Source organism: Rhizobium sp. WSM4643 (assembly GCF_025152745.1).
In the GTDB taxonomy this organism is placed as follows: domain Bacteria; phylum Pseudomonadota; class Alphaproteobacteria; order Rhizobiales; family Rhizobiaceae; genus Rhizobium; species Rhizobium leguminosarum_I.
Genome location: NZ_CP104040.1, coordinates 2,947,953 through 2,967,328 on the forward strand (window position 1 = coordinate 2,947,953; position 19,376 = coordinate 2,967,328).

21 protein-coding genes and 1 pseudogene are annotated in these 19,376 nt (G+C 61.1%); 4 read left to right on the forward strand and 18 right to left on the reverse strand.

The features are described from left to right. Positions 1-83: 83 nt before the first annotated feature. Positions 84-683, reverse strand: a complete 600-nt coding sequence (locus N1937_RS14885) for a DUF922 domain-containing Zn-dependent protease (protein ID WP_170254912.1) — start codon at positions 681-683, stop codon at positions 84-86. Between the two features lie 74 nt (positions 684-757). Further along, positions 758-1,978, reverse strand: a complete 1,221-nt coding sequence (locus tag N1937_RS14890) for an MFS transporter (protein WP_260056465.1) — start codon at positions 1,976-1,978, stop codon at positions 758-760. Positions 1,979-2,216: 238 nt separating this feature from the next. Between N1937_RS14890 and N1937_RS14895 the strand changes: the two genes are divergently transcribed. After that, entirely contained in the window at positions 2,217-2,684 is a 468-nt protein-coding gene (locus tag N1937_RS14895) for an ester cyclase (protein WP_162119550.1), read from the forward strand. Then, a complete protein-coding gene (locus tag N1937_RS14900; protein ID WP_260056466.1) occupies positions 2,684-3,610 on the forward strand; it encodes an NADP-dependent oxidoreductase in 927 nt (308 codons plus the stop codon). Before N1937_RS14895 ends, N1937_RS14900 begins: the two co-directional genes overlap by 1 nt. Positions 3,611-3,749: 139 nt before the next feature. On the opposite strand, the gene N1937_RS14905 is transcribed toward N1937_RS14900, so the two are convergent. Beyond that, entirely contained in the window at positions 3,750-4,682 is a 933-nt protein-coding gene (locus N1937_RS14905; protein WP_162119552.1) for a LysR family transcriptional regulator, read from the reverse strand. 78 nt (positions 4,683-4,760) lie between these two features. After that, positions 4,761-5,480, reverse strand: coding sequence for a Crp/Fnr family transcriptional regulator (locus tag N1937_RS14910; RefSeq protein WP_162119553.1), 720 nt, complete (start codon positions 5,478-5,480; stop codon positions 4,761-4,763). Positions 5,481-5,612: 132 nt separating this feature from the next. On the opposite strand from N1937_RS14910, the gene N1937_RS14915 reads away from it, so the two are divergent. Next, on the forward strand, positions 5,613-5,858 hold the full coding sequence (locus tag N1937_RS14915) for a DUF6894 family protein (RefSeq protein WP_162119554.1): 246 nt from the start codon (positions 5,613-5,615) through the stop codon (positions 5,856-5,858). Between the two features lie 167 nt (positions 5,859-6,025). Here N1937_RS14915 and N1937_RS14920 read toward each other — a convergent pair whose 3' ends face one another. The 8 genes and pseudogenes from N1937_RS14920 to N1937_RS14955 form a co-directional block, all read right to left on the reverse strand. Next, a complete protein-coding gene (locus tag N1937_RS14920; protein WP_162119555.1) occupies positions 6,026-6,259 on the reverse strand; it encodes a DUF6894 family protein in 234 nt (77 codons plus the stop codon). Positions 6,260-6,349: 90 nt separating this feature from the next. Continuing rightward, positions 6,350-6,748, reverse strand: a complete 399-nt coding sequence (locus N1937_RS14925; RefSeq protein WP_162119556.1) for a DUF427 domain-containing protein — start codon at positions 6,746-6,748, stop codon at positions 6,350-6,352. Positions 6,749-6,844: 96 nt separating this feature from the next. After that, a complete protein-coding gene (locus N1937_RS14930) occupies positions 6,845-7,537 on the reverse strand; it encodes a B3/B4 domain-containing protein (protein WP_162119557.1) in 693 nt (230 codons plus the stop codon). Between the two features lie 3 nt (positions 7,538-7,540). Beyond that, positions 7,541-8,437, reverse strand: coding sequence for a DMT family transporter (locus N1937_RS14935; RefSeq protein WP_162119558.1), 897 nt, complete (start codon positions 8,435-8,437; stop codon positions 7,541-7,543). Positions 8,438-8,749: 312 nt separating this feature from the next. Further along, positions 8,750-9,556, reverse strand: a complete 807-nt coding sequence (locus N1937_RS14940; protein WP_260056467.1) for an AraC family transcriptional regulator — start codon at positions 9,554-9,556, stop codon at positions 8,750-8,752. Positions 9,557-9,634: 78 nt separating this feature from the next. Further along, a complete protein-coding gene (locus N1937_RS14945) occupies positions 9,635-10,432 on the reverse strand; it encodes an APH(3') family aminoglycoside O-phosphotransferase (protein WP_162119560.1) in 798 nt (265 codons plus the stop codon). A gap of 106 nt (positions 10,433-10,538) precedes the next feature. After that, entirely contained in the window at positions 10,539-10,700 is a 162-nt protein-coding gene (locus N1937_RS14950; protein WP_168724987.1) for a hypothetical protein, read from the reverse strand. A gap of 110 nt (positions 10,701-10,810) precedes the next feature. Further along, positions 10,811-11,807: pseudogene (locus tag N1937_RS14955) on the reverse strand (DUF930 domain-containing protein). Between N1937_RS14955 and N1937_RS14960 the strand changes: the two are divergent. Beyond that, positions 11,772-11,930 carry a hypothetical protein gene (locus tag N1937_RS14960; protein WP_260059096.1) on the forward strand — a complete coding sequence of 53 codons (159 nt, stop codon included), beginning with the start codon at positions 11,772-11,774 and terminating at the stop codon, positions 11,928-11,930. The pseudogene N1937_RS14955 and the gene N1937_RS14960 sit on opposite strands and share 36 nt — an antisense overlap. Before the next feature lie 18 nt (positions 11,931-11,948). On the opposite strand, the gene N1937_RS14965 is transcribed toward N1937_RS14960, so the two are convergent. The 6 genes from N1937_RS14965 to N1937_RS14990 form a co-directional block, all read right to left on the reverse strand. Next, positions 11,949-12,686 (reverse strand): DUF930 domain-containing protein, encoded by a 738-nt coding sequence (locus N1937_RS14965; protein ID WP_162119562.1) that lies wholly within the window; start codon positions 12,684-12,686, stop codon positions 11,949-11,951. Positions 12,687-12,861: 175 nt separating this feature from the next. Further along, complete coding sequence (locus N1937_RS14970) at positions 12,862-13,155, reverse strand: GYD domain-containing protein (RefSeq protein ID WP_017965212.1); 294 nt, start codon at positions 13,153-13,155, stop codon at positions 12,862-12,864. Positions 13,156-13,476: 321 nt separating this feature from the next. Beyond that, positions 13,477-15,534 carry an RNA polymerase sigma factor RpoD gene (gene rpoD / locus N1937_RS14975; RefSeq protein ID WP_017965213.1) on the reverse strand — a complete coding sequence of 686 codons (2,058 nt, stop codon included), beginning with the start codon at positions 15,532-15,534 and terminating at the stop codon, positions 13,477-13,479. A 630-nt stretch (positions 15,535-16,164) separates the two neighbouring features. Continuing rightward, positions 16,165-17,202, reverse strand: a complete 1,038-nt coding sequence (tdh, locus tag N1937_RS14980) for an L-threonine 3-dehydrogenase (RefSeq protein WP_162119564.1) — start codon at positions 17,200-17,202, stop codon at positions 16,165-16,167. A gap of 189 nt (positions 17,203-17,391) precedes the next feature. Beyond that, on the reverse strand, positions 17,392-18,579 hold the full coding sequence (locus tag N1937_RS14985) for a glycine C-acetyltransferase (RefSeq protein WP_162116568.1): 1,188 nt from the start codon (positions 18,577-18,579) through the stop codon (positions 17,392-17,394). Positions 18,580-18,644: 65 nt separating this feature from the next. Continuing rightward, positions 18,645-19,373, reverse strand: a complete 729-nt coding sequence (locus tag N1937_RS14990) for a class I SAM-dependent methyltransferase (protein WP_017965217.1) — start codon at positions 19,371-19,373, stop codon at positions 18,645-18,647. Between the last annotated feature and the right edge of the window lie 3 nt (positions 19,374-19,376).

Below are 19,376 nucleotides of genomic sequence, written 5' to 3' on the forward strand. Positions count from 1 at the left end.
ATCACGGAAGAGATAGGAGACTTGCCAAGCGGGTCCAGTCCGCTGCCGAGCGGTTAACCGCGCCCTTATCAGCTTCCTGGGGTTCAGGGCCCGTTGACCAGTTTGAGGATGAGCTGCTGGATATTGCCGCCATCACCCATTTCGATCTTGTCGAAGTCGCGGCCGCGCTGGCGTTGTCTTTGGGAGATCTCGCCGAGCCGTCGGGTGAGCTCGATCCTGATCTTCTTGCAATCGGGATCGTCGGCAATGGTGAGGCCGACGCTCATCGTCTCGATCTCATTGACCATCTCCTTGATGGTCTCGCCATGCACCCGCTCATGCGCCTGCACGCCTGATATGAAGGCCTCCCAGCTGCTCTTCACGGCGGCTGGCAGCGCAGCAGATGGTTTCGGCAGCGTATAGGTGATGATGAGCTTCGGCCGGTTGGTCACGATAACGCAGGCATTTCCCTGCGCTTCGTATTTCCTGGTCCAGGTCAGCTTGAACGTCGTATGCGCGATTGCCCGGCCGAAGCCGCCCGCCTCCGGCCCACGCTCGCCGATCGATGCATAGAGCCCGGCCCCCGACGTGCCTGATATCGAATAGGGCCGCACCTCTTCCACCGCCTGCCACTCGGCCAGCGCCACGGCCGGCACGGAGATGAAAAACGCCGCAAGCACATAGGATAGAAAATTTGTCGTCACGGACGGCTCCGCCGAATGTTGTTTGGGGAGAACCTAACGGGAGCACTCGCCGCTTTCAACGCGTCATGCATCCGCTAGCCCCGTAACGTCTTGACCTTGGTGAGATCCGGGAAGAGCCGCATCCACAGGAGCACGACGACAATCGTACCGAGCCCGCCGACAACGCCGGTGGCGACCGGCCCGAGGGCTGCCGCCATCATGCCGGATTCGAATTCGCCGAGCTGGTTGGAGGTACCGATGAACAGCGAGTTGACGGCACTGACTCGGCCGCGCATCTCGTCCGGCGTCAGCAGCTGCACCAGCGAGCTGCGGACGACGACGCTTACCGTGTCGGACGCGCCGACGACGAACAGCGCTACGACGGAAAGTGCAATATTGGTCGAAAGCGAGAAGACGATGGTGGCGACGCCGAACACGGCGACGGCGGCAAGCATCTTGCGCCCGACATTGCTTTCGAGCGGCCGGCGCGCAAGCACGATCGACATCACGAGCGCGCCGATCGCCGGCGCGGCGCGCAAAAGGCCGAGCCCCCAGGGGCCGGTTTGCAGGATATCGCGGGCCAACATTGGCAGCAGCGCGGTCGCGCCGCCCAGCAGCACCGCGAAGAGATCGAGCGAAATCGTGCCGAGCATCACCGGCCGGCTGCGGATGAAGGAGACGCCGGCAAAGACCGAAGCGAGCGTCACCGGCTCGCGCCTAGCAGGGCTCCATTGCATCCGGATGGAGATGACGTTGAAACTCGCAACGGCAAAAAGCAGCGCGGCAATTGCAAAGGGCGCGACGGGATGGAGGCCGTAAAGCAGGCCGCCGAGCGAGGGGCCGATGATCAGCGCCGTCTGCATCATCGAGGTCGAGGTTGCAACCGCCTTCTGCAGCATTGAGGCCGGCACGATGTTCGGCAACAGCGCCGCCATGGTCGGGCGCTCGAAGGCAACGACGGCGCCGAGCACCGTGACGGCGGCGAGGATGCCGGCCGGCGTCAGCCATTGCTGCCAGGTAGCGATCGCCAGCACCAGCGCCGTCACCGCCTCGATCAATTGGCAGACAAGCCCGATGCGCCGCCGGTCCAACCGGTCGGCGACATGGCCGACGACGAAGGTCAGCACCACCATCGGCAGGAACTGGCAGAGGCCGACGAGGCCGAGCGCAAAGGCGCTGTGCGTCTGGTCGTAGATCATCCATCCCATGGCGATGCCAATGGACTGGAAGGAGAGCGAGGAAAAAACGCGGGAGGCAGCGAAATTCAGATAGCCGGGGTGGCGAAGAACGCTCCCCGGTCCTTGGGATATATCCATTGCGATGTCACCGGCCGGCTACGGTCGCGCCAGCCTTTATAAGGAGTTTTTAAGAGGTCGGAGCGGTGTTCTGCCCGAATGGGCGATTTGTCAATCGCAAGGCGCAGCCGCCGCCGGTTTGTACTGGTCTCACCTCGTCAGCATATCAATTATCAATGATCGCTTACATCGGATATCGATTTCCGATATGACAGCCGCATGCCCTAATCTCCTCTTGTCATAAACAAAGAGGCTCTCGATGACCTTTGATACAACCGCAAGCGCACTGACTGCAGGTCAGCATGCAACGCTTGAAACCTTCTACGGCGCATTCACCCGCAAGAACCCCGATCTTCTCGACGAAGCCGTCACATCGGGCTGGCAGGATATTCCGCTCGCCCCCGGCCAGGGTCCCGGCCCAGCTGGGCTGAAGCCGATCATTCTCGGCTTCATCGAATCCCTGCCGGATGTGGAGATCGTTGTCGACGAAGTGATCGGTTTCAACGATCGCGCCGGCGTTCGCGCCCGTATTGTCGGCACCCAGCGCGGCGCGCTCTTCGGCATTCCGGCCACGAACCGCCGGATCGAGATCGCGCTCCATGAATTCCACCGCTTCGAAGGCGACAGGATCTCCCATACCTGGCACCTCGAGGACTGGTTCGGCATGCTGCACCAACTCGGCGCTTGGCCGCCGAAGGCGGTGTCCCTGCATCCGGAGAGCGCGTGATGAAGGCCGCCCGTATCTATGCCCACGGTGTAATCGATGATATCCGGATCGAGGATGTGCCGGAGCCGGTACCCGGCCTCGACGAGGTGCTCATCCGCGTCGAGGCAGCCGCCCTCAATCCAATGGATAACAAGCTGCTTGCCGGATATCTGAAGGACTTCTTCCCCCTCGCCTTCCCCTATACGCTCGGAACCGATCTCGCTGGAACGGTGGTGGCAACAGGTCCGCTCGTCGCCACCGTCAGGCCAGGTGTAAGAGTGATCGCGCGCACAGACCCAACGAGCGGCGGCGCCTTCGCCGAACTGGCGGCCGTGCCCGCCCGACTGGTTGTTCCAATTCCGCGCGATCTGCCGCTTTTAAACTTTGCCGGCCTGCCGACGGCAGCGGCCACCGCCTGGCAGGCGCTGTTCGAGGCAGCAGCGGTCCAGCCCAGCCAATCGGTGCTCATCCATGCCAGCGCTGGCGGCGTTGGCAGTTTCGCGGTTCAGCTCGCAAGGCTTGCCGGCGCGTATGTGACGGCGACAGCCTCTGCGGCCAATCTTGACCTCGTCCGCTCGCTTGGCGCTGACGAAGTGATCGACTATCGCAACCAGGATTTTACTGCCTTCGCTCGGGCCGTCGACCTGGTGATCGACGCGGTCGGCGGCGAAACGCTGGAGCGCTCGCTCGGCATCATCCGCCCCGGCGGCAAGCTTATCGGCCTTTCGGCACCGTTCGACACCGAAGGGCCGAAGGCGCGCGGCATCGATGCGCAGTTTCTCTTTCATGAGAGCGATGCCGGTCGCCTGGCCGCAGTGGCAGAACTTGCCGCAGATCGTCGTCTCCAAAGCGTCATCGGCCAGGAGTTCGCCCTTGCGGACACGGTTGAGGCTTTGCGGTCTCTTTCGAAGGGCGGCGCCCGAGGCAAGACCTTGGTGAGACCCTAGAACAGGATGGTTTTAGGCCTGTTCGGCCTAAAGTCTGAATCTGTTCTCAATGAAAGAGTTAGAGCATGATGTCGTCCGAAAACCGCTCACACTTTTCGGCATCATGCTCTAAACGAGGCGGCTGATCCCAAAAGAGGGATCAGCGCAATTCCTCGGATTGATCCTGCTTCGCGGCCGCGACGGAGCGGATCAGTTCGCGGAACCACTGCTGCCCGACATGGGAATCGTTGCGGCGATGCCATGACAGCGCAAAGGAGACCGGCAGCAGTTCGATCGGCGGCTTGTGGATCGACAGCCGGGCGCGGCTGTCCGAGACCTCGACGACGCCGCGCATCAGCGTGGCGACGAGATCGGTCTCGGCGACGATCGCCGGCGCCGCATACATTTGCGGCAACGTCAGGCCGAGCCTGCGGCGCAGACCGAATTCCGAAAGCTTCCGGTCGACATGGCCATAACGATCGCCTTCCGGTGATACGAGCAGGTGGTCGAGAGCGACGAAGGTTTCGAGATCAAGACCCCTTGCCGCGGGATGATCGGCGCGGACGATCGAAACGAAGCTCTCCTCGAAAAGCAGCCGGGAAAGGATGCGTGGCGACGAGGAGACCGGCACGCCGACCGCCGCATCCACCTCGCCGGCGTCGAGCATCTCCACCGCCCTTTCCCGGGCAACGAAACCCTTGACGTCGACGCTGATTTTTGGCGCGGCCTGCCTGATCGCCGCCAGCAGCTTCGGCAGAAGCACGAAGGCTGGATGTTCGGAAAGACCGAGCCGGAACGAAGCCGATGACGACCGCGGATCGAAGACGCCACTGAAAGCCAGCGCCTCTTGCGCATGCCGCAGAGATTTTCCGATCGGCTCGGCCAGATCGAGCGCCCGCGGTGTCGGCTCCAATCCGCTCGGGCTGCGCACGAAGAGCTCATCCTGAAAAAGCTGCCGTAACCTGGCAAGTGCTGCACTCATCGCCGGCTGGGTGCGGCCGATGCGGGCGCCAGCCCGGGTGACGCTGCGCTCCGCCATGATCGCGTCGAAGGCGACGAGGAGGTTGAGATCGACCGCTTGAAGACTATTCATGATGTGGATGATGCCCGTCAACTACTATAGACCGGCAGCATGTTGCAAACCCTCTTTATGTGCAAGAGCCGTTGACGTTTAGCGCGGCTCCCTGGAGATGCTGAGATAGCCGGGATCGAATTCGGCGATCTCCTGCAGGCGTTCCCAGTCGACGATGGTAATCGTCCGATTCTCCCAGGTGAACACGCCCTCGCGCCTTAGGGCCTGCAATGTCTTGTTCAGGTGGACGACGGAGACGCCGAGCACGTCGGCCATCTCGATCTGCGTCAAAGGAAACTGGAAGCTTGGGCCGCGCGTCCGCTTCACCACCTGCAGCCGCACGAAGAGCTCGCAGACGAGATGGGCGATATGGGCGCGCTTGGAGCGCCGGCCCATGGCGACGATCCACTCGCGGTGGATGGCGCCATCGACTAGCGTGTCGAGCCAGAGCAGCCGGGTCAGATGCGGCATGCGTTCGGTGATCGCCCTGAGGTCGGCGTGATCGGCGAAAGCGACGCGACAGGACGACATCGCAACGACGCCATGATCCATCTTCTTGATTGGGAAAGCGTGCAGATCGACAAAATCGCCAGCGACGTGCAGCGCGGTGATCTGACGACTGCCATCGGCCATCACCCTGTAGCGGGCCGCAAAACCATCGAGCAGCAGCGTGCTGTAGGTCGGACGGCTTCCTTCGGAGACGAGATCCTCTCCGGCAAGGAAGTGCCTCTCCTTGACGATGATCGCTCTGAGATGACTTTCCTCCTCGGCCGACAACACATCGCGACTTCCAAGGTTCAGCAGCAGCGGCTCGATCACGGGCTTGTCTGCCGATATAGGAAAAGTCTCCCGATCATTTCGATGCGACCTGTATTTTCTTTAAGAATCAATGCCTAACGTCGGAACAATTGTCTTCTCTGTGATTTCTCCCTGTGACGCGCAGGAAGAAACATGGCTCGCTACTATTTCGATCTACACAACGGCGAAGGTCCCACGCGCGACGAGCACGGCACCGAGCTCAAATCTCGCGAAGACATTCCGAAAGAAGTGACCCGCATCCTGCTGGATGTGGCCCGTGACGAACTGCCCGCAGGTGATCGCATGACCATCGCCGTCACCGTTCGCGACGAAAGCGGCGAGCCGGTCACGGTTGCCAGTCTCGTCTTCAGCAATGAATGGCTCGACGTCTTACGATAGCGGCGGCCGTTCAAAGGTTGCCGCCGATTACACATACGCACCAATCCGACTCGGTCGATTAGCGCGACGCTAAGTCCCGCCTTCACCGCGGGCAATTAAATTTGACATAGTTTCCGAATGCTTTGGTCTGGATCGAGGGGGATCACAGCCCAGTAAACCGATCACGGCTACTTCGGAATTTCTTCGAGAATCAGTCGTATTTCCGCAAGCGGCGTACGGCTTTCATCGAAGAGTTCCACCGACATCATGTTCAGAGGTGCAGCAGGCAGGCCTTCGGCGGCCATCTCAGCCAACACGCGCCGTGCCTCCGCTTTCGCGGCTTCGATGGATTCAAAATCGTAGGCCGTCTCGGTCGTCCCGGCGCCATCACGATCGAAAAGTTGAAAGTAGAATTTCGGCACGACGCACCCCCGCGCACCCCCGCTAAATGAGCCTAACGAGCTGGCAGCACACAAGTTCCGCCGAAACGGGTTTCCGTGTCATGCGTATCGTCAGAAGGCGCCGGCTTCCGGAGACGCCATCTCCTCGATGCCATCGACACGGTCGGGATAGAAGGCGAGATGGTCCTTGATGCTGCTGACCGCGGCATTCGGCGCCTCGTAGGTCCAGACGGCATTCTTCGAGCGCTCGCCGCCCGGAATGATGCTGTAATAGGAGGCGTCGCCCTTATAGGGGCAATGGCTGCTGTGGTCGGTGCGTTGAAGCAGCGACATGTCCACATCCCTGCGCGGAATATACTGCACCGGCGGATAGGAGGCCTCGCGCAGCGTCAGCGCATTGCGGGTATCGGCAATCGTCTTGCCGCCGAGCGTGACGACGACACGGGAGGGATTGTGCTCGACGGTGATCGGATGATCCGGCCCCGGAATCTTGATCGACTTATCTGACATCGGGTTCGTCTCCAGAAGCTATCGATCGCATAGAGATAGGGCGGCATGCGGCCGGCCCAAGGGCTCGAATGCAGCTTTCCCTGAAATGCTGCGCCACTAGAACTCGAAACGCGGCGATACCGGACTTAGCATCGCCGTTTTCGGCGCCGCCGGCCAGTGCCGTGCAAGCGCATCTGCAACTGTTTCGATCAGCCTGGCGATGTCGTCGCCGGCGGAGGCGTGCAGAGCCTCGGCGACGATCAGCACCGAGCGCGTGGTCTCCCGCACCGCCGAAAGCCCGCTCTGCCGGTTCGTCCAGCGCCGCGCATGCGCCCTGTCATCACCGTCTGCAAAGATCACTTCGTTCGCCTCCGGATGTTCGCTCTCGCCGGCGAAGGTCAGATAGGTCTCGTCACCTCTGGCGCGCCGGACTTCGAGATCGCCAGCGATCTTTTCAGTGTCGAAGACCGCGATCGGAATGGCAAAGGCGAGCGAAATCGCATTGCAGAGATCGATGAGCGGATGCAGGCGCGGCAGTGCATGTTCCTGGCGGAAGCGACGCAGCAGCGCCTCGGAAGCGCAGCGATATTGCGTCGGCTTCAGCCCCATGCGGGAAAAGCCGCGCCGCCAAGCCTGGATCTCGGGAAATTCGCCTTCCTGCGCTTTGGCCAGCCGGGCCTCGGCGATTGCATTGAAGTCTGCGATCGCCGCCTCGACATCGGCTTCCGCATGGATCCCTCCCGCATGCAGCGCACCGGCGCGAAGCTCGGGAAAAGCCTGCCATATGGCATCGGAATGGCTGAACTGCATGATCTATCTCCCCCCGGCAAGTTTCACTGTACGGCTCCCGGCAAAGGCAAGCCCGAGCACGGCCGCAAGCACGCAGGCAATGCCGGCGATCTGGTTAAGCCCGACCGGCTCGCCAAGGATGACGAACGCAAGCATGACGGCGGAAACCGGAGCCAACGCGGTAAAGAGCGCCGCCTCCGTGCCGCTCACCCTTTCTGCCCCCGCATACCACAGCAGAAATCCGCCGACGGTGGGCACCAGCGCATAATAGACGACGGCGGCGACAGCGCTTGCGGAAATACCATGTGCGAAAGGCACTTCGAACATGGCGGGGATGGCGGCGACGATAAAACCGATGCCGGCCATCAGCGTCGACTGCGCAAGCGGCGCAATCTCCGTTTTCAATCTTTTGTTGAGCAGGATGAACAACCCCTCGCAGACGACGGCGCAGAAGATCAACGCATTGCCGGCCAATGATCCGCCTGCCGCATCCGGCGTGAAGGCGATCGACAGCACGCCTGATGTCGCAAGCGCTACCGCAAGAAGCAGGGCACGCTGCGGCCGTTCGCGAAGCAGCAGGATGGAGATTGCGGCCGAAACCACCGGCAGCGTGCCGATGATGACGCCGGCATCGGCCGCCGAGGTCAAGCTGAGGCCGGAGATCAGCAGCGTCGTATAACCGACGCTGCCGGCCCCGGCCTGGATGATGAGGATGAGCCGGTCATGTCGGGAAAACCTCGGCAGCCGCGCGCCGGTCGCCCACATCGGCAGGAGAAAGAGGGGAAAGGCGATGGCAAAGCGCAACGCGGTGGCGCTGAATGGCGGCAGACCCGACGCGATCAGCTTGCTTGCGATAACAGTGCTTCCGACCGTTAGCATCGCCAGCGCCAGATAGACATAACCTTGAACCTGCTTCGACATTCAGCGTCTCCCTGTTGGTTGCGCCGAGAAAACAGCAGGGATGGATCAGGGTCTTGAACGAAATTGCAGGCATAAAACAAAGAACTAAAGCGCGGCGGCCAGCCCGTCCTTCGAGGCCCTTCGGGGCTCCTCAAGGATGAGGCTGGAGAGAGGTGGCAGCCCGCGGCACCCACGATCAGCCCTCATCCTTGTACGTTGCCGTTGCTGTATAAAGGGGCTGTGCGACGGGGATGCGTGTCATCCTTGGGTTTTGAACTCGTGCCTCAGCAAGCATCTCCGTGCCGGTGACGAAGCGCGATATGCCGGCACCGCTCAGAGAAAGGCGCCGGCATAGAGGCGCGGCGACAGACCGTATTTGCGCACGAAGACCCGCGTCATGTGGCTCTGGTCGGCAAAGCCGCTGGCAAAGGCCGCTTCCGCCAGCGGCATGCCCTGAGCGATCAGCCGGCGAGCGATATGGATGCGGGCCTGGACGAGATAGGCATGCGGCGTCAAGCCGGTCGCCTTGGCAAAACCGCGCAGCACCTGGAAGCGGCTGAGCCCGCTTTCCCTGGAGAGATCGGCAAGCGAGACGGCGGCAAGCGGATCGTCGTCGATCAGGTCTCGGGCCGCGCGGATCGACGCCGGCACCAGCGGCCGGTCTTCGGTACCGCAGCGCTCACGCATGAGGTCGGCGACGAATTGCAGACTTAGTTCTTCATGCAGCAACTCGTCCGCCGCCCTGCCGCCGGTCACTGCACCAAATAGCGTTTCGAAGCGGGCGGCGATCGCCGCATTGCGGATAACGGGATGCGGGATTTCCAGTCGCCCTGCCCCGCCTTCGCTGATCTCTCGCGATAGGCCGGTGACGATGCCGGGATCGAAATAGAGGATGCGCCAGGATCGGCCCTCGCCGATCGGCGCGCCGTCATGCACCTCGTTCGGATTGACCGTGATGATGTCGCCGGCCTCAGCCTCCACCATGCCGCGGCCGCTGAGCGACGACTGCGCCCCGGCGGAAATCAGGCCGATGCCGAACTGCTCATGCGTATGCCGAGCGAAGCTATGATGCGTTTCCGCCTCCACCGCTTCGACGCCTGATATCGCCGAGCGCAACATCCTGAACTGGTTTTTCGCCATTCTCTGCCCGCAGGTCCGATCCTGGCCACTCTGCCAGCCGCCGTGAGATGACGCAATCATTGCGGCTAAGATGCTTGCCTAGAAGAATTCGTCGAGCAGCTGATAATAATCGAGTCTCGCCAGATCCGTGGCCGGCATGCCGTAGCGATCAAGGAAGGGCTGCACCAGCGCCTCTCCGAAATTATAGGCGATGCTGCTGCAGGCGAGCGCGATATCCTGATAGCGGTCGGCGACGCCGAGACGACTGCAGTCGATATAGCCGGAGAACCCGTCTTCCAAAGCGATGAAATTCGGCAGGCAGGCATCACCATGGGTAACGACGAGATCCTCGCGGTCCGGCCTCCCGCTTTGGAGTTCGGCAAACAGAGCTTCGGCACTCTTTCCAAGCCGCGTCTCGTCGAAATCGGTCTCGTCGACTATGCCGGCCTGCATCCGTGCTTTCGCCGCCGCCATACGTGCCTCCAGCCGATGATCGAAGGGGCAGGATGCGATCGGCAGGCGATGCAGTTCGAGGAGCGCCGCAGCCAACAGCTCGACCCGCGCAAGCGGCGTCAGCACCGATGCGCTGGCGAGATCACTCCCTGGGAGCGCGCTGATCAGCAGCCGATTGTGCACACCATCGCTGTCCTCCGCGATGATATCGGGACATGGCAGACCGGAAGCCTTGAGCCAATGAAGCCTGTCTGCTTCGTCAGCGAGCTCGCCGAAGGGACCGGCCTCTTCGACTTTCAGATAAAGCGTCGGCAATCCGAGAGCTTCCAGCCGGAAGACGCGCGCGACGGAACGGCCGAGCGCATCGCGTTCGAACCGATAACCGGCCAGACGGGCATCAAGCGCGCCCGCCGACGAGGGTTGATCCTCTTGGGAAATCGACATGATATCTGGGCCATTGATGCTGGCGCATTATCCCGACAAGGCGGGGCACCGCAAGCGGCGCGATCGGTCAGCACACATTGGCAGACTGAGCGAGCCCTCTGCGACCTCAATGAACGGTTTCGGCGGGCGCGGCTTCAAGAAGGATTTCGAAAGCCTCTTCCAGAGCAGCCACCAAAATATCGGTCAGCTCATCGCCTTTGTTTTCCAGGAACACCGCACTCACGGCTTCGTCCTGTCGCTCAAAAAAAAGCTCAAACTCGTTCGACATATCATCTGTCCTCTTCTTCACCGGAATCATCACGGCCATGAGAAAAGGCTAGGTGCGGTTCCTTGCGCGTGGCTTGTTCCCGAATGAGACGCAATCCAGGATCGCTAGGACTAGTCACGAATTTCATATTTCGCATACTGACTGCGGGGGATCAATCCACCAACTTCGTGGGCAAACGATACGACTTTCGTGGCTTCCTCATCCACCTCGCAACGAAAACGAACCTGGTACCAGCCCTTGACCGTGCCAAAGGCGGCATCTCTCACATCAAGGATGGTACCGGTTCGCAATCCAAAACTAGGCAATGCGGACGGGAAATAACGCGGCGAACCGTGAACGAGTTGGCCCTGAAGCTCGGTGGCGCAAAGCGTGGCCACTCGCTCTTTGCGCGGAAGACCGCTGACCGCAGTTTGCGCAAACAAACTGCCATCTTCCGTCCGTGAAAACAGAGTTTTTGCCTTGGGCAGATCGTCTTTAGCTATCACTTTCGGTTTCTCAGCGGTCTGCTGCTCCGGCGGCTTGGCCCGCTCGATACTTGTATTGGCTTCGCCAGAGACGCCTGTCGGCGGCCCATTACGCTCTGGGGAAACGTCAGTCGTCGCGACCTCAGGAAGCTTCACATCGTCCGGCACCGGCTTTGAAGGAGGCTCCTCAGTTTTTGGTTTTTCTGCAGCAGCCTTTGTCGGCATCTGCGCCGGTTCGGCATCGTGCTGCGGCGGAGTTGGTGCGGGTTTGGTTTCGCCCTGAGGAGAGTTTCCCGCCAACGACTTTTCGGGGCCGCTATTCCTCTCGCCAAACTCGATGACAGGGCTCAGAGTCAGCATAGGCTTCGGCTTGGCTTGCTCGGGAGTCTTGCCGTACCGTAGGCGGTGGCGGTGGTGGAGGCGGCGGCGGAGGCGGAGGTGGTTCCTTCTTGGCCTCTTCCGGCGGCTTCGGCTCCGGTGGTTTTTCCTTGGGCTCCGGTTTCTTCTCCTCCGGCGGCGGAACGAGCTCCACCTTCACGCTCTCGTCTTCAACAGGCTTCGGCTCGATCGTCGGCAGCCCGAAAATCAGAAGAGCAAGGATAGGAATATGCGCAACAACGGACGCGACGACGCCCCAGCGGATTTCAGGCCGCTGCTTTCCCGTTTCGCGCTGCGTTTCCGCCGGTTCTACGTCTTCTTCTGTCACAGCAGCGATGTGGCCTCTAAAGCCGGCAGCATCAAGCCACAAAAGAAAAAAACCGCGTGATCGCAGCAGCGACGAGAGTTATTGGTCGACGGCTCCATCGTCGGCCACCAGATTGTGCTCTTGCCATTCGCCTTGCGGAATGGCATCGCCGACGAGAAAGGCAAAGGACACCACCTTGCCGGAGCCGGCATCAAGCTCACATTTAAACTGGATGTTGTACCATTTCCGTTTGCTGCGGAAGGCGCCGCCCTTCACCTCGACGCTGTTGCCGCTGACCTTCTCCGCCGCCATCGCATAGGGCGCAAGCGCATCCGGCGCCATGGCCGGCTGCGCCTGGCGGACCTGCTCCAGCGCCTCGAGATCACAGAGCTGCAGATTGCGCTCGCTGCCGGCAAGGCCGCGCAGCGCCTCGCGGGCGCGGCGGCTGCGCGGATCGGCAAGGACCTTGTCGGAAAACAGCTGTCTTGCCTCGACGAATTCCGTCGGCTTTGGCATTGGCAAAGTGATCGGTGCCACTGAAGGCATTGCCGCGGCAGGCGGATTATTTGTAACCGGCACCGCCGGCTCGGCTTCGGGTTTTGCCGCTTCAGGCTTTGCCTGTTCCGGCGAAGGCGCCTTGACAGGCTCGGGCATGTTCAGCGATTCCACAGCCTGCGGGACGATCTCCACTGAGAGGCCGTCATCCGGCAATGGCAGCGGCGGCTCGGCCTTCGGCAACAGCAGCAGCAGGAGCAGGATCGCGATGGCATGCAGCGCGAACGACGCCGCAGCGCCCCGCTGGATCCCGTCATCCCATTTGCCCGCCGCCAGTTCCATCGGTCAGGAAGCGCCTGTCGGACGATCGATGACGATCATGAAACTGAGGAGCGCTTTCATCATGAGCTTGCCGAAAAGTCGGGCCGGAGCCTGCCGCGGAAATTGAAGCACGCCGCAACACTGCCAGCGCAGCGAGTGCTCCGCAACATCTAAGATCGACGGTCGCCGGCTCCGGTTACCCGAGCGAGCCGATGAGATCCCGGTAGGCGGCCTCCGGGAACGCCTTCAGCGTCTCCGTGCGGACATTGCCGCCCATCGCCAGCGAGAGGGTAAAATGCGCCATGACCGCGTCATCGGGCGCCTCGCAGACGGCGACCATGTCGTGCCCGCCCATCGTCAGAAAGAACTGGTTGAAGGAGCCGCCGACGCCGGCGAGCAACTTCTTCGCCGCATCGAGCCGTTTTGCCGAGTCGCGGACATTGCGGATGCCCTGATCCGTCCAATTGATCAAAAGAATGTAAGTGGTCATGTCGCACCTCCCAGAGCATGGCGCCGAAAAAGTGTCAGCCGTTTTCGGACGACGTCATGCTCTATTTCTTTGATGTGGATCCGAATTCAGATTTCAGGCCTGTCGGGGCTGAAACTATCCGGATCTAGCGGAGGATTCGTTCACACAGGCACACGTCAGCCCTCGCTCGCGGGTTGCGATCGATGCCTTCCCCCGTGGCCGGATTATAGGCTTGTCACCGTGGAGGGACAAGAAAGATGCCGGGATCATTGGTATTAATCACAAAAGCAAAAGCCGGGCACGCAGCCCGGCTTTTCCAATCAGAACGACGTGGCCGAAGCCTTAACTGTCGAGGAAGCTTCTCAGCTTTCTGGAGCGGCTCGGATGCTTGAGCTTGCGCAGCGCCTTCGCCTCGATCTGTCGGATACGTTCGCGGGTGACCGAGAACTGCTGACCGACTTCTTCGAGCGTGTGGTCGGTGTTCATGCCGATGCCGAAGCGCATGCGCAGAACACGTTCTTCGCGTGGTGTCAGCGAGGCAAGAACGCGGGTCGTCGTCTCGCGTAAGTTCGCCTGGATGGCGGCGTCGATCGGCAGCAGCGCGTTCTTGTCCTCGATGAAATCGCCGAGATGCGAATCCTCTTCGTCACCCACCGGGGTTTCGAGCGAGATCGGCTCCTTGGCGATCTTCAGGACCTTGCGGACCTTTTCGAGCGGCATGGCCAGCTTTTCGGCCAACTCTTCCGGCGTCGGCTCGCGGCCGATTTCGTGCAGCATCTGGCGCGACGTGCGGACGATCTTGTTGATCGTCTCGATCATGTGCACCGGAATGCGGATCGTGCGGGCCTGGTCGGCGATCGAACGGGTGATCGCCTGACGGATCCACCATGTCGCATAGGTCGAGAACTTGTAACCGCGGCGGTATTCGAACTTGTCGACCGCTTTCATCAGGCCGATATTGCCTTCCTGAATGAGGTCGAGGAACTGCAGGCCGCGGTTCGTATATTTCTTGGCGATGGAGATGACCAGGCGAAGATTCGCTTCGACCATTTCCTTCTTGGCGATACGCGCTTCGCGCTCGCCCTTCTGCACCATATGGACGATGCGGCGGAATTCCGAGATCGAGATACCGGTCTCGGTCGCCAGATTCTGGATTTCCTGGCGAATGTCGCGGATCGTCGTGTTTTCGCCCCTGGCGAATTCCTTCCAGCCGCGGGCGGCCAGATTGCCGATCGACTTCATCCAATTCGGATCGAGCTCGGCGCCCTGATACTGCTCCAGGAAGGAGTCGCGCTTGACGCCGTAGGATTCGGCCAGACGCAGCAGGCGACCCTCGTTGGAAACGAGGCGCTTATTGATGTCGTAGAGCTGCTCGACCAAGGCGTCGATGCGGTTCTGGTTCAAGGACAGAGACTTGACGGCCTTGATCAGTTCATCCTTGAGTTCCTTGTAGCGGCGCTCCTGGGCAGTGGACAGCGTGCCGGAAGCCGACAGCCGCTGCTCGACCTGCTGGTCCTGCAGCTTGCGCAGCTTCTTGTAGGTCTCGGCGATCGTATCCAGCGTCTCCATCACCTGCGGGCGAAGCTCGGCTTCCATCGCCGCCAGCGAAAGGTTGGATTCGTCTTCGTCCTCTTCCTCCTCTTCGGGAGGCAGGCCTTCGCCGCCGACATCGGTGATGTCGTCGTCACCGGAGCGGGCGCGACGGGTCTTTTCCTTCTCTTCTGCGAGCTTGCGATCGGCCTCGATCTTCTCCGGGCTCTGGAACTGCGGCGCAGCCTTGGCTTCAGGGCCGGAATAGGTCGTTTCGAGATCGATGATCTCGCGCAGCAGCGTCGTGCCTTCATTGAGCTCGTCGCGCCAGATGATCAGCGCCTGGAAGGTCAGCGGGCTCTCACAGAGGCCCGCGATCATCGTTTCGCGGCCGGCCTCGATGCGCTTGGCGATCGCAATTTCGCCCTCGCGGGACAGAAGCTCCACCGAGCCCATCTCGCGCAGGTACATGCGAACCGGATCGTCGGTACGGTCGGTCGGTTCTTTCTTCTTGGCGGTCGCCAGCGCCGTGCCGCTCGAAGGCGCGAGTTCGCCGCCTTCGCTCTCCTCCTCGCCGCCGGCGTCGTCGTCATCGCTGCCGCCAGAAGCACCGGCTTCCTCGGCTTCCTCGTCTTCGATGACGTTGATGCCCATGTCGGACAGCATCGACATCGTGTCTTCGATCTGCTCGGACGTCACTTCTTCGGACGGCAGGACCGCGTTAAGCTCGTCCATGGTCACATAGCCGCGCTTCTTGGCGGCTTTGATCATCTTCTTGACCGCGTCGTCGGAAAGATCGAGAAGAGGGCCGTCGCTTGCGCCGTCGCGTTCGACTTCCGCGTCTTCGTTCTCTTTGACCTTGGTTGCCATTTATATCGTCGCCTTCCTGACGCTATCCAATCTCGCTACGGTGAACGGGCTGTCTCAGGGCCTGACGCGCCGCACGCGCCGCCCTCGAATCACCTTTGCCCACCTAACGGGATGACATTTAAAGCCTGATTAACCACGATTACCGGCACCGGACAGCAAAGCTTTCTTGCTTTTGGATTTCCGGTCATGGTTGCGCGATCCGCCTTGACCCAGTTCACCATTCAACAAGTCGAACGGTGATTCCCACATTTTTTGTTCTCGTCAAGCTTTTCCAGAAAAAAAGCCCACAAAAATACGGAAAAAGCCTTATCCACAGGCTTTGAACCGCGGCAGCGATTGCGAACCCTTATTTAAGATGCTGCGAACAAAAGACAAGGGCAGCAAGAATTTTGCCCGCCATACCGGTTATTTCCCTCATTTTTGCAGTTGTGCAGACGGTATATACGCCTTTAGAGCGCCGTGCGCCCTTTAACACTTTGAATCTGCGCATCGTGCTTTCCGAGAGATAGTGGCTAACGCGCCGCGCCGTCATACGCCTTCACCGTCAGCGCACCAATATCGAATTCGCCTTCGACCTCGAAAGCCACCTTGCCCCAATGGCAGCTTCCTTCGCAGAGCATGTCGTCCTCCTCACTTCCAGTCCATGACAACCTTGCCGGAATTGCCCGACCGCATCGCCTCGAAGCCGTCGCGAAAATCGTCGATGCCGATCCGGTGGGTAATGATCGGCGCGAGATCGAGGCCGCCCTGGACGAAGGCGATCATCTTGTACCAGGTCTCGAACATCTCGCGACCGTAGATGCCCTTGAGATTGAGCATCTTGAAGATCACCTTGTTCCAGTCGATCTCGAAGCCCGCCGGCGCGATGCCGAGAATGGCGATCTTGCCGCCATTGTTCATCTTGTCGATCATGTCGCGGAAGGCAGGTGCGGCCCCAGACATTTCGAGCCCGACGTCGAAACCCTCCGTCATGCCGATCGCCTTCATCACGTCGGCGAGGTTTTCCTTCGATGCGTCGACGACATGGTCGATGCCGAGCTTGCGCGCCAGTTCCAGCCGGTGCGGATTGATATCGGTGATGACGACCTTGCGGGCGCCGGATCGCTTGGCGACGAGCGCGCCCATGATGCCGATCGGTCCGGCGCCGGTGACGAGCACGTCCTCGCCGACGAGATCGAAGGAAAGCGCGGTGTGCACGGCATTGCCGAACGGATCGAAGATCGCGGCGATCTCGTCGGAAATATCGTCCGGGATCGGCACGACATTGCTTTCGGGAATGCAGACGAACTCACCGAAGGAGCCCGGGCGGTTGACGCCGACACCGAGCGTGTTGCGGCAGAGATGCCCCCTGCCCGCCCGGCAGTTGCGGCACTTGCCGCAGACGATATGCCCCTCGCCGGAGACCCGCTCGCCGATATGATAGCGGGTGACCGCCGAACCGATCTCGGCGATCTCGCCGGAGAATTCATGGCCGACCACCATCGGTACCGGAATGGTCTTCTGCGCCCACTGGTCCCAGTTCCAGATATGGACGTCGGTGCCGCAGATCGCCGATTTCTTCACCCGGATCAGCACATCGTTCGGCCCGACCTCAGGCACCGGCACATTCTCCATCCAGAGCCCGACCTCCGGTTTCGCTTTGACCAGCGCCTTCATCATGTTCGACATATCTGTATTCCTTGACCCCGTATCTGTCGCAGCCCCTCATCCGCCTGCCGGCACCTTCTCCCCGCAAGCGGGGCGAAGGGATATGCCGCACCGGCTTCCTTCCCCTTGACGCTGCGTTTGGCAGGTCCCCTCTCCCCGCTGGCGGGGAGAGGGTTAGGGTGAGGGGCAAACCCTATTCTCAAATCCCACTCAAATCACACCCAGTTCCCGCCCTGCCTCGGCAAAGGCCGCGATTGCCCGCTCCACATCCGCCCGCGAATGCGCCGCCGACATTTGCGTGCGGATGCGGGCCTGGCCTTTCGGCACGACGGGGAAGGAGAAGCCGATCACATAGATCCCCTTCTTCAGCATCAGGCTTGCCATATCCTGGGCGAGCTTGGCATCACCCAGCATGACGGGGATAATCGGATGGCCTTCGCCGGCAAGCGTGAAGCCGAGCTTGGTCATTTCGGTGCGGAACAGATCGGCATTGTCGGAAAGGCGCTTGCGCAAGGCATCGCCATTTTCGATAAGGTCGAAAACCTTGAGCGAGGCGGCGGCGATGACGGGCGCCAGCGTGTTAGAGAACAGATAGGGCCGCGAGCGCTGCCGCAGCCACTCCACAACTTCGGCCTTGGCAGAGGTATAGCCGCCCGAGGCGCCGCCGAGCGCCTTGCCCAGCGTGCCGGTGATAATGTCGATCCGGCCTTCGACGCCGCAATGTTCGGCAGAGCCGCGACCGTTCTTGCCGACGAAACCGACGGCATGGCTGTCATCGACCATGACCATCGCACCGTATTTCTCGGCGAGATCGCAGACACCGCCCAAATTGGCGATGATTCCGTCCATCGAGAAGACGCCGTCGGTGGCAACCAGCTTGAAGCGGCTGCCTTCGGCCTTTTTCAGTTCCTCTTCGAGTGCCGCCACGTCGTTGTTGGCGTAGCGGAAGCGCTTGGCCTTCGAAAGCCTGACGCCGTCGATGATCGAGGCGTGGTTCAGCGCGTCGGAGATGATCGCGTCCTCTTCCGACAGCAGCGTTTCGAAGAGACCGCCGTTGGCGTCGAAACAGGAGGAATAGAGGATCGTGTCTTCCATGCCGAGGAAGGAGGAGATGCGCGCCTCGAGCTGCTTATGCTCTTCCTGCGTACCGCAGATGAAACGCACCGAGGCCATGCCGTAGCCGTATCGGTCGAGCGCTTGCTTGCCGGCCTCGGCCAGTTCCTGGTTGTCGGCAAGGCCGAGATAGTTGTTGGCGCAGAAATTCAGCACCCGCTCGCCGGTGGAAATCGCGATCTCGCCCGCCTGCTTGGAGCTGATGACGCGCTCGGATTTGTAGAGGCCGGCATCCTTCAGCGCCGAGATCTCGTTGCTGAGATGGGAGAGAAATTGCGAGGTCATGGACGGCCTTTCCCGGAGATTTCCGTTTGCCCGCCGGGTTAGCATATTGCCGCCCGTTTGTCTTCTCAGCGCTGAACCGCAATCAGCAGGAACATCGGCCGGTCCAGCTCCTCGGCCCAGTCTGGATTGTCTTGGAGCTCATCTTCGCTCGGGCTCCACTCCTCGACATGGCGAATGGCAAAACCGGCCGCGATCAAGGTGTTGAGCGTGGTGCCGAGCTTGCGATGCTGCTTGACGACACCCTTGGCGAGCCAGTCGGTGGTGCGCGGACCTTCGACGGAATAGCGGTCGAGCGGCCAGATGCGCCGCCCTTCGGCATCGGTGGCCCAGGCGGGATTGGTCGGCGCCATGAAGATCGGATGCTCGATGGTGAAGACGAATTGCGATCCCGGCAAAAGCGCGCGATAGACCGTCGCGGCGAGACCGGCGAAATCCTCGATATAATGCAGCGCCAGCGAGCTATAGGCGAAATCGAAGGAGGCTTGAGCAAGTCTGAGACGCTCGAGATCGGCGATCTCGTAGGTGATCGCTGCGTCAGCCGTATCGGCCCTCGCTCTGGCGATCATCTTTTCCGAGATGTCGAGCGCAAGCACGCTTGCAGCACCCTGGCTCACGGCAAAACGCGAAAACCAGCCGAAGCCGCAGCCGAGATCGACAACACGCTTGCCGGAAAGATCGGGCAGCAACGCGCGCACCGCCGGCCACTCCGATGCTCCGTCGAGCCCGTGCAAGGATCGTCTCATGCCGCTGTATCCGGCGAAGAATTCCGGTCGGTCGTAGATATTCTGGGCCATCGG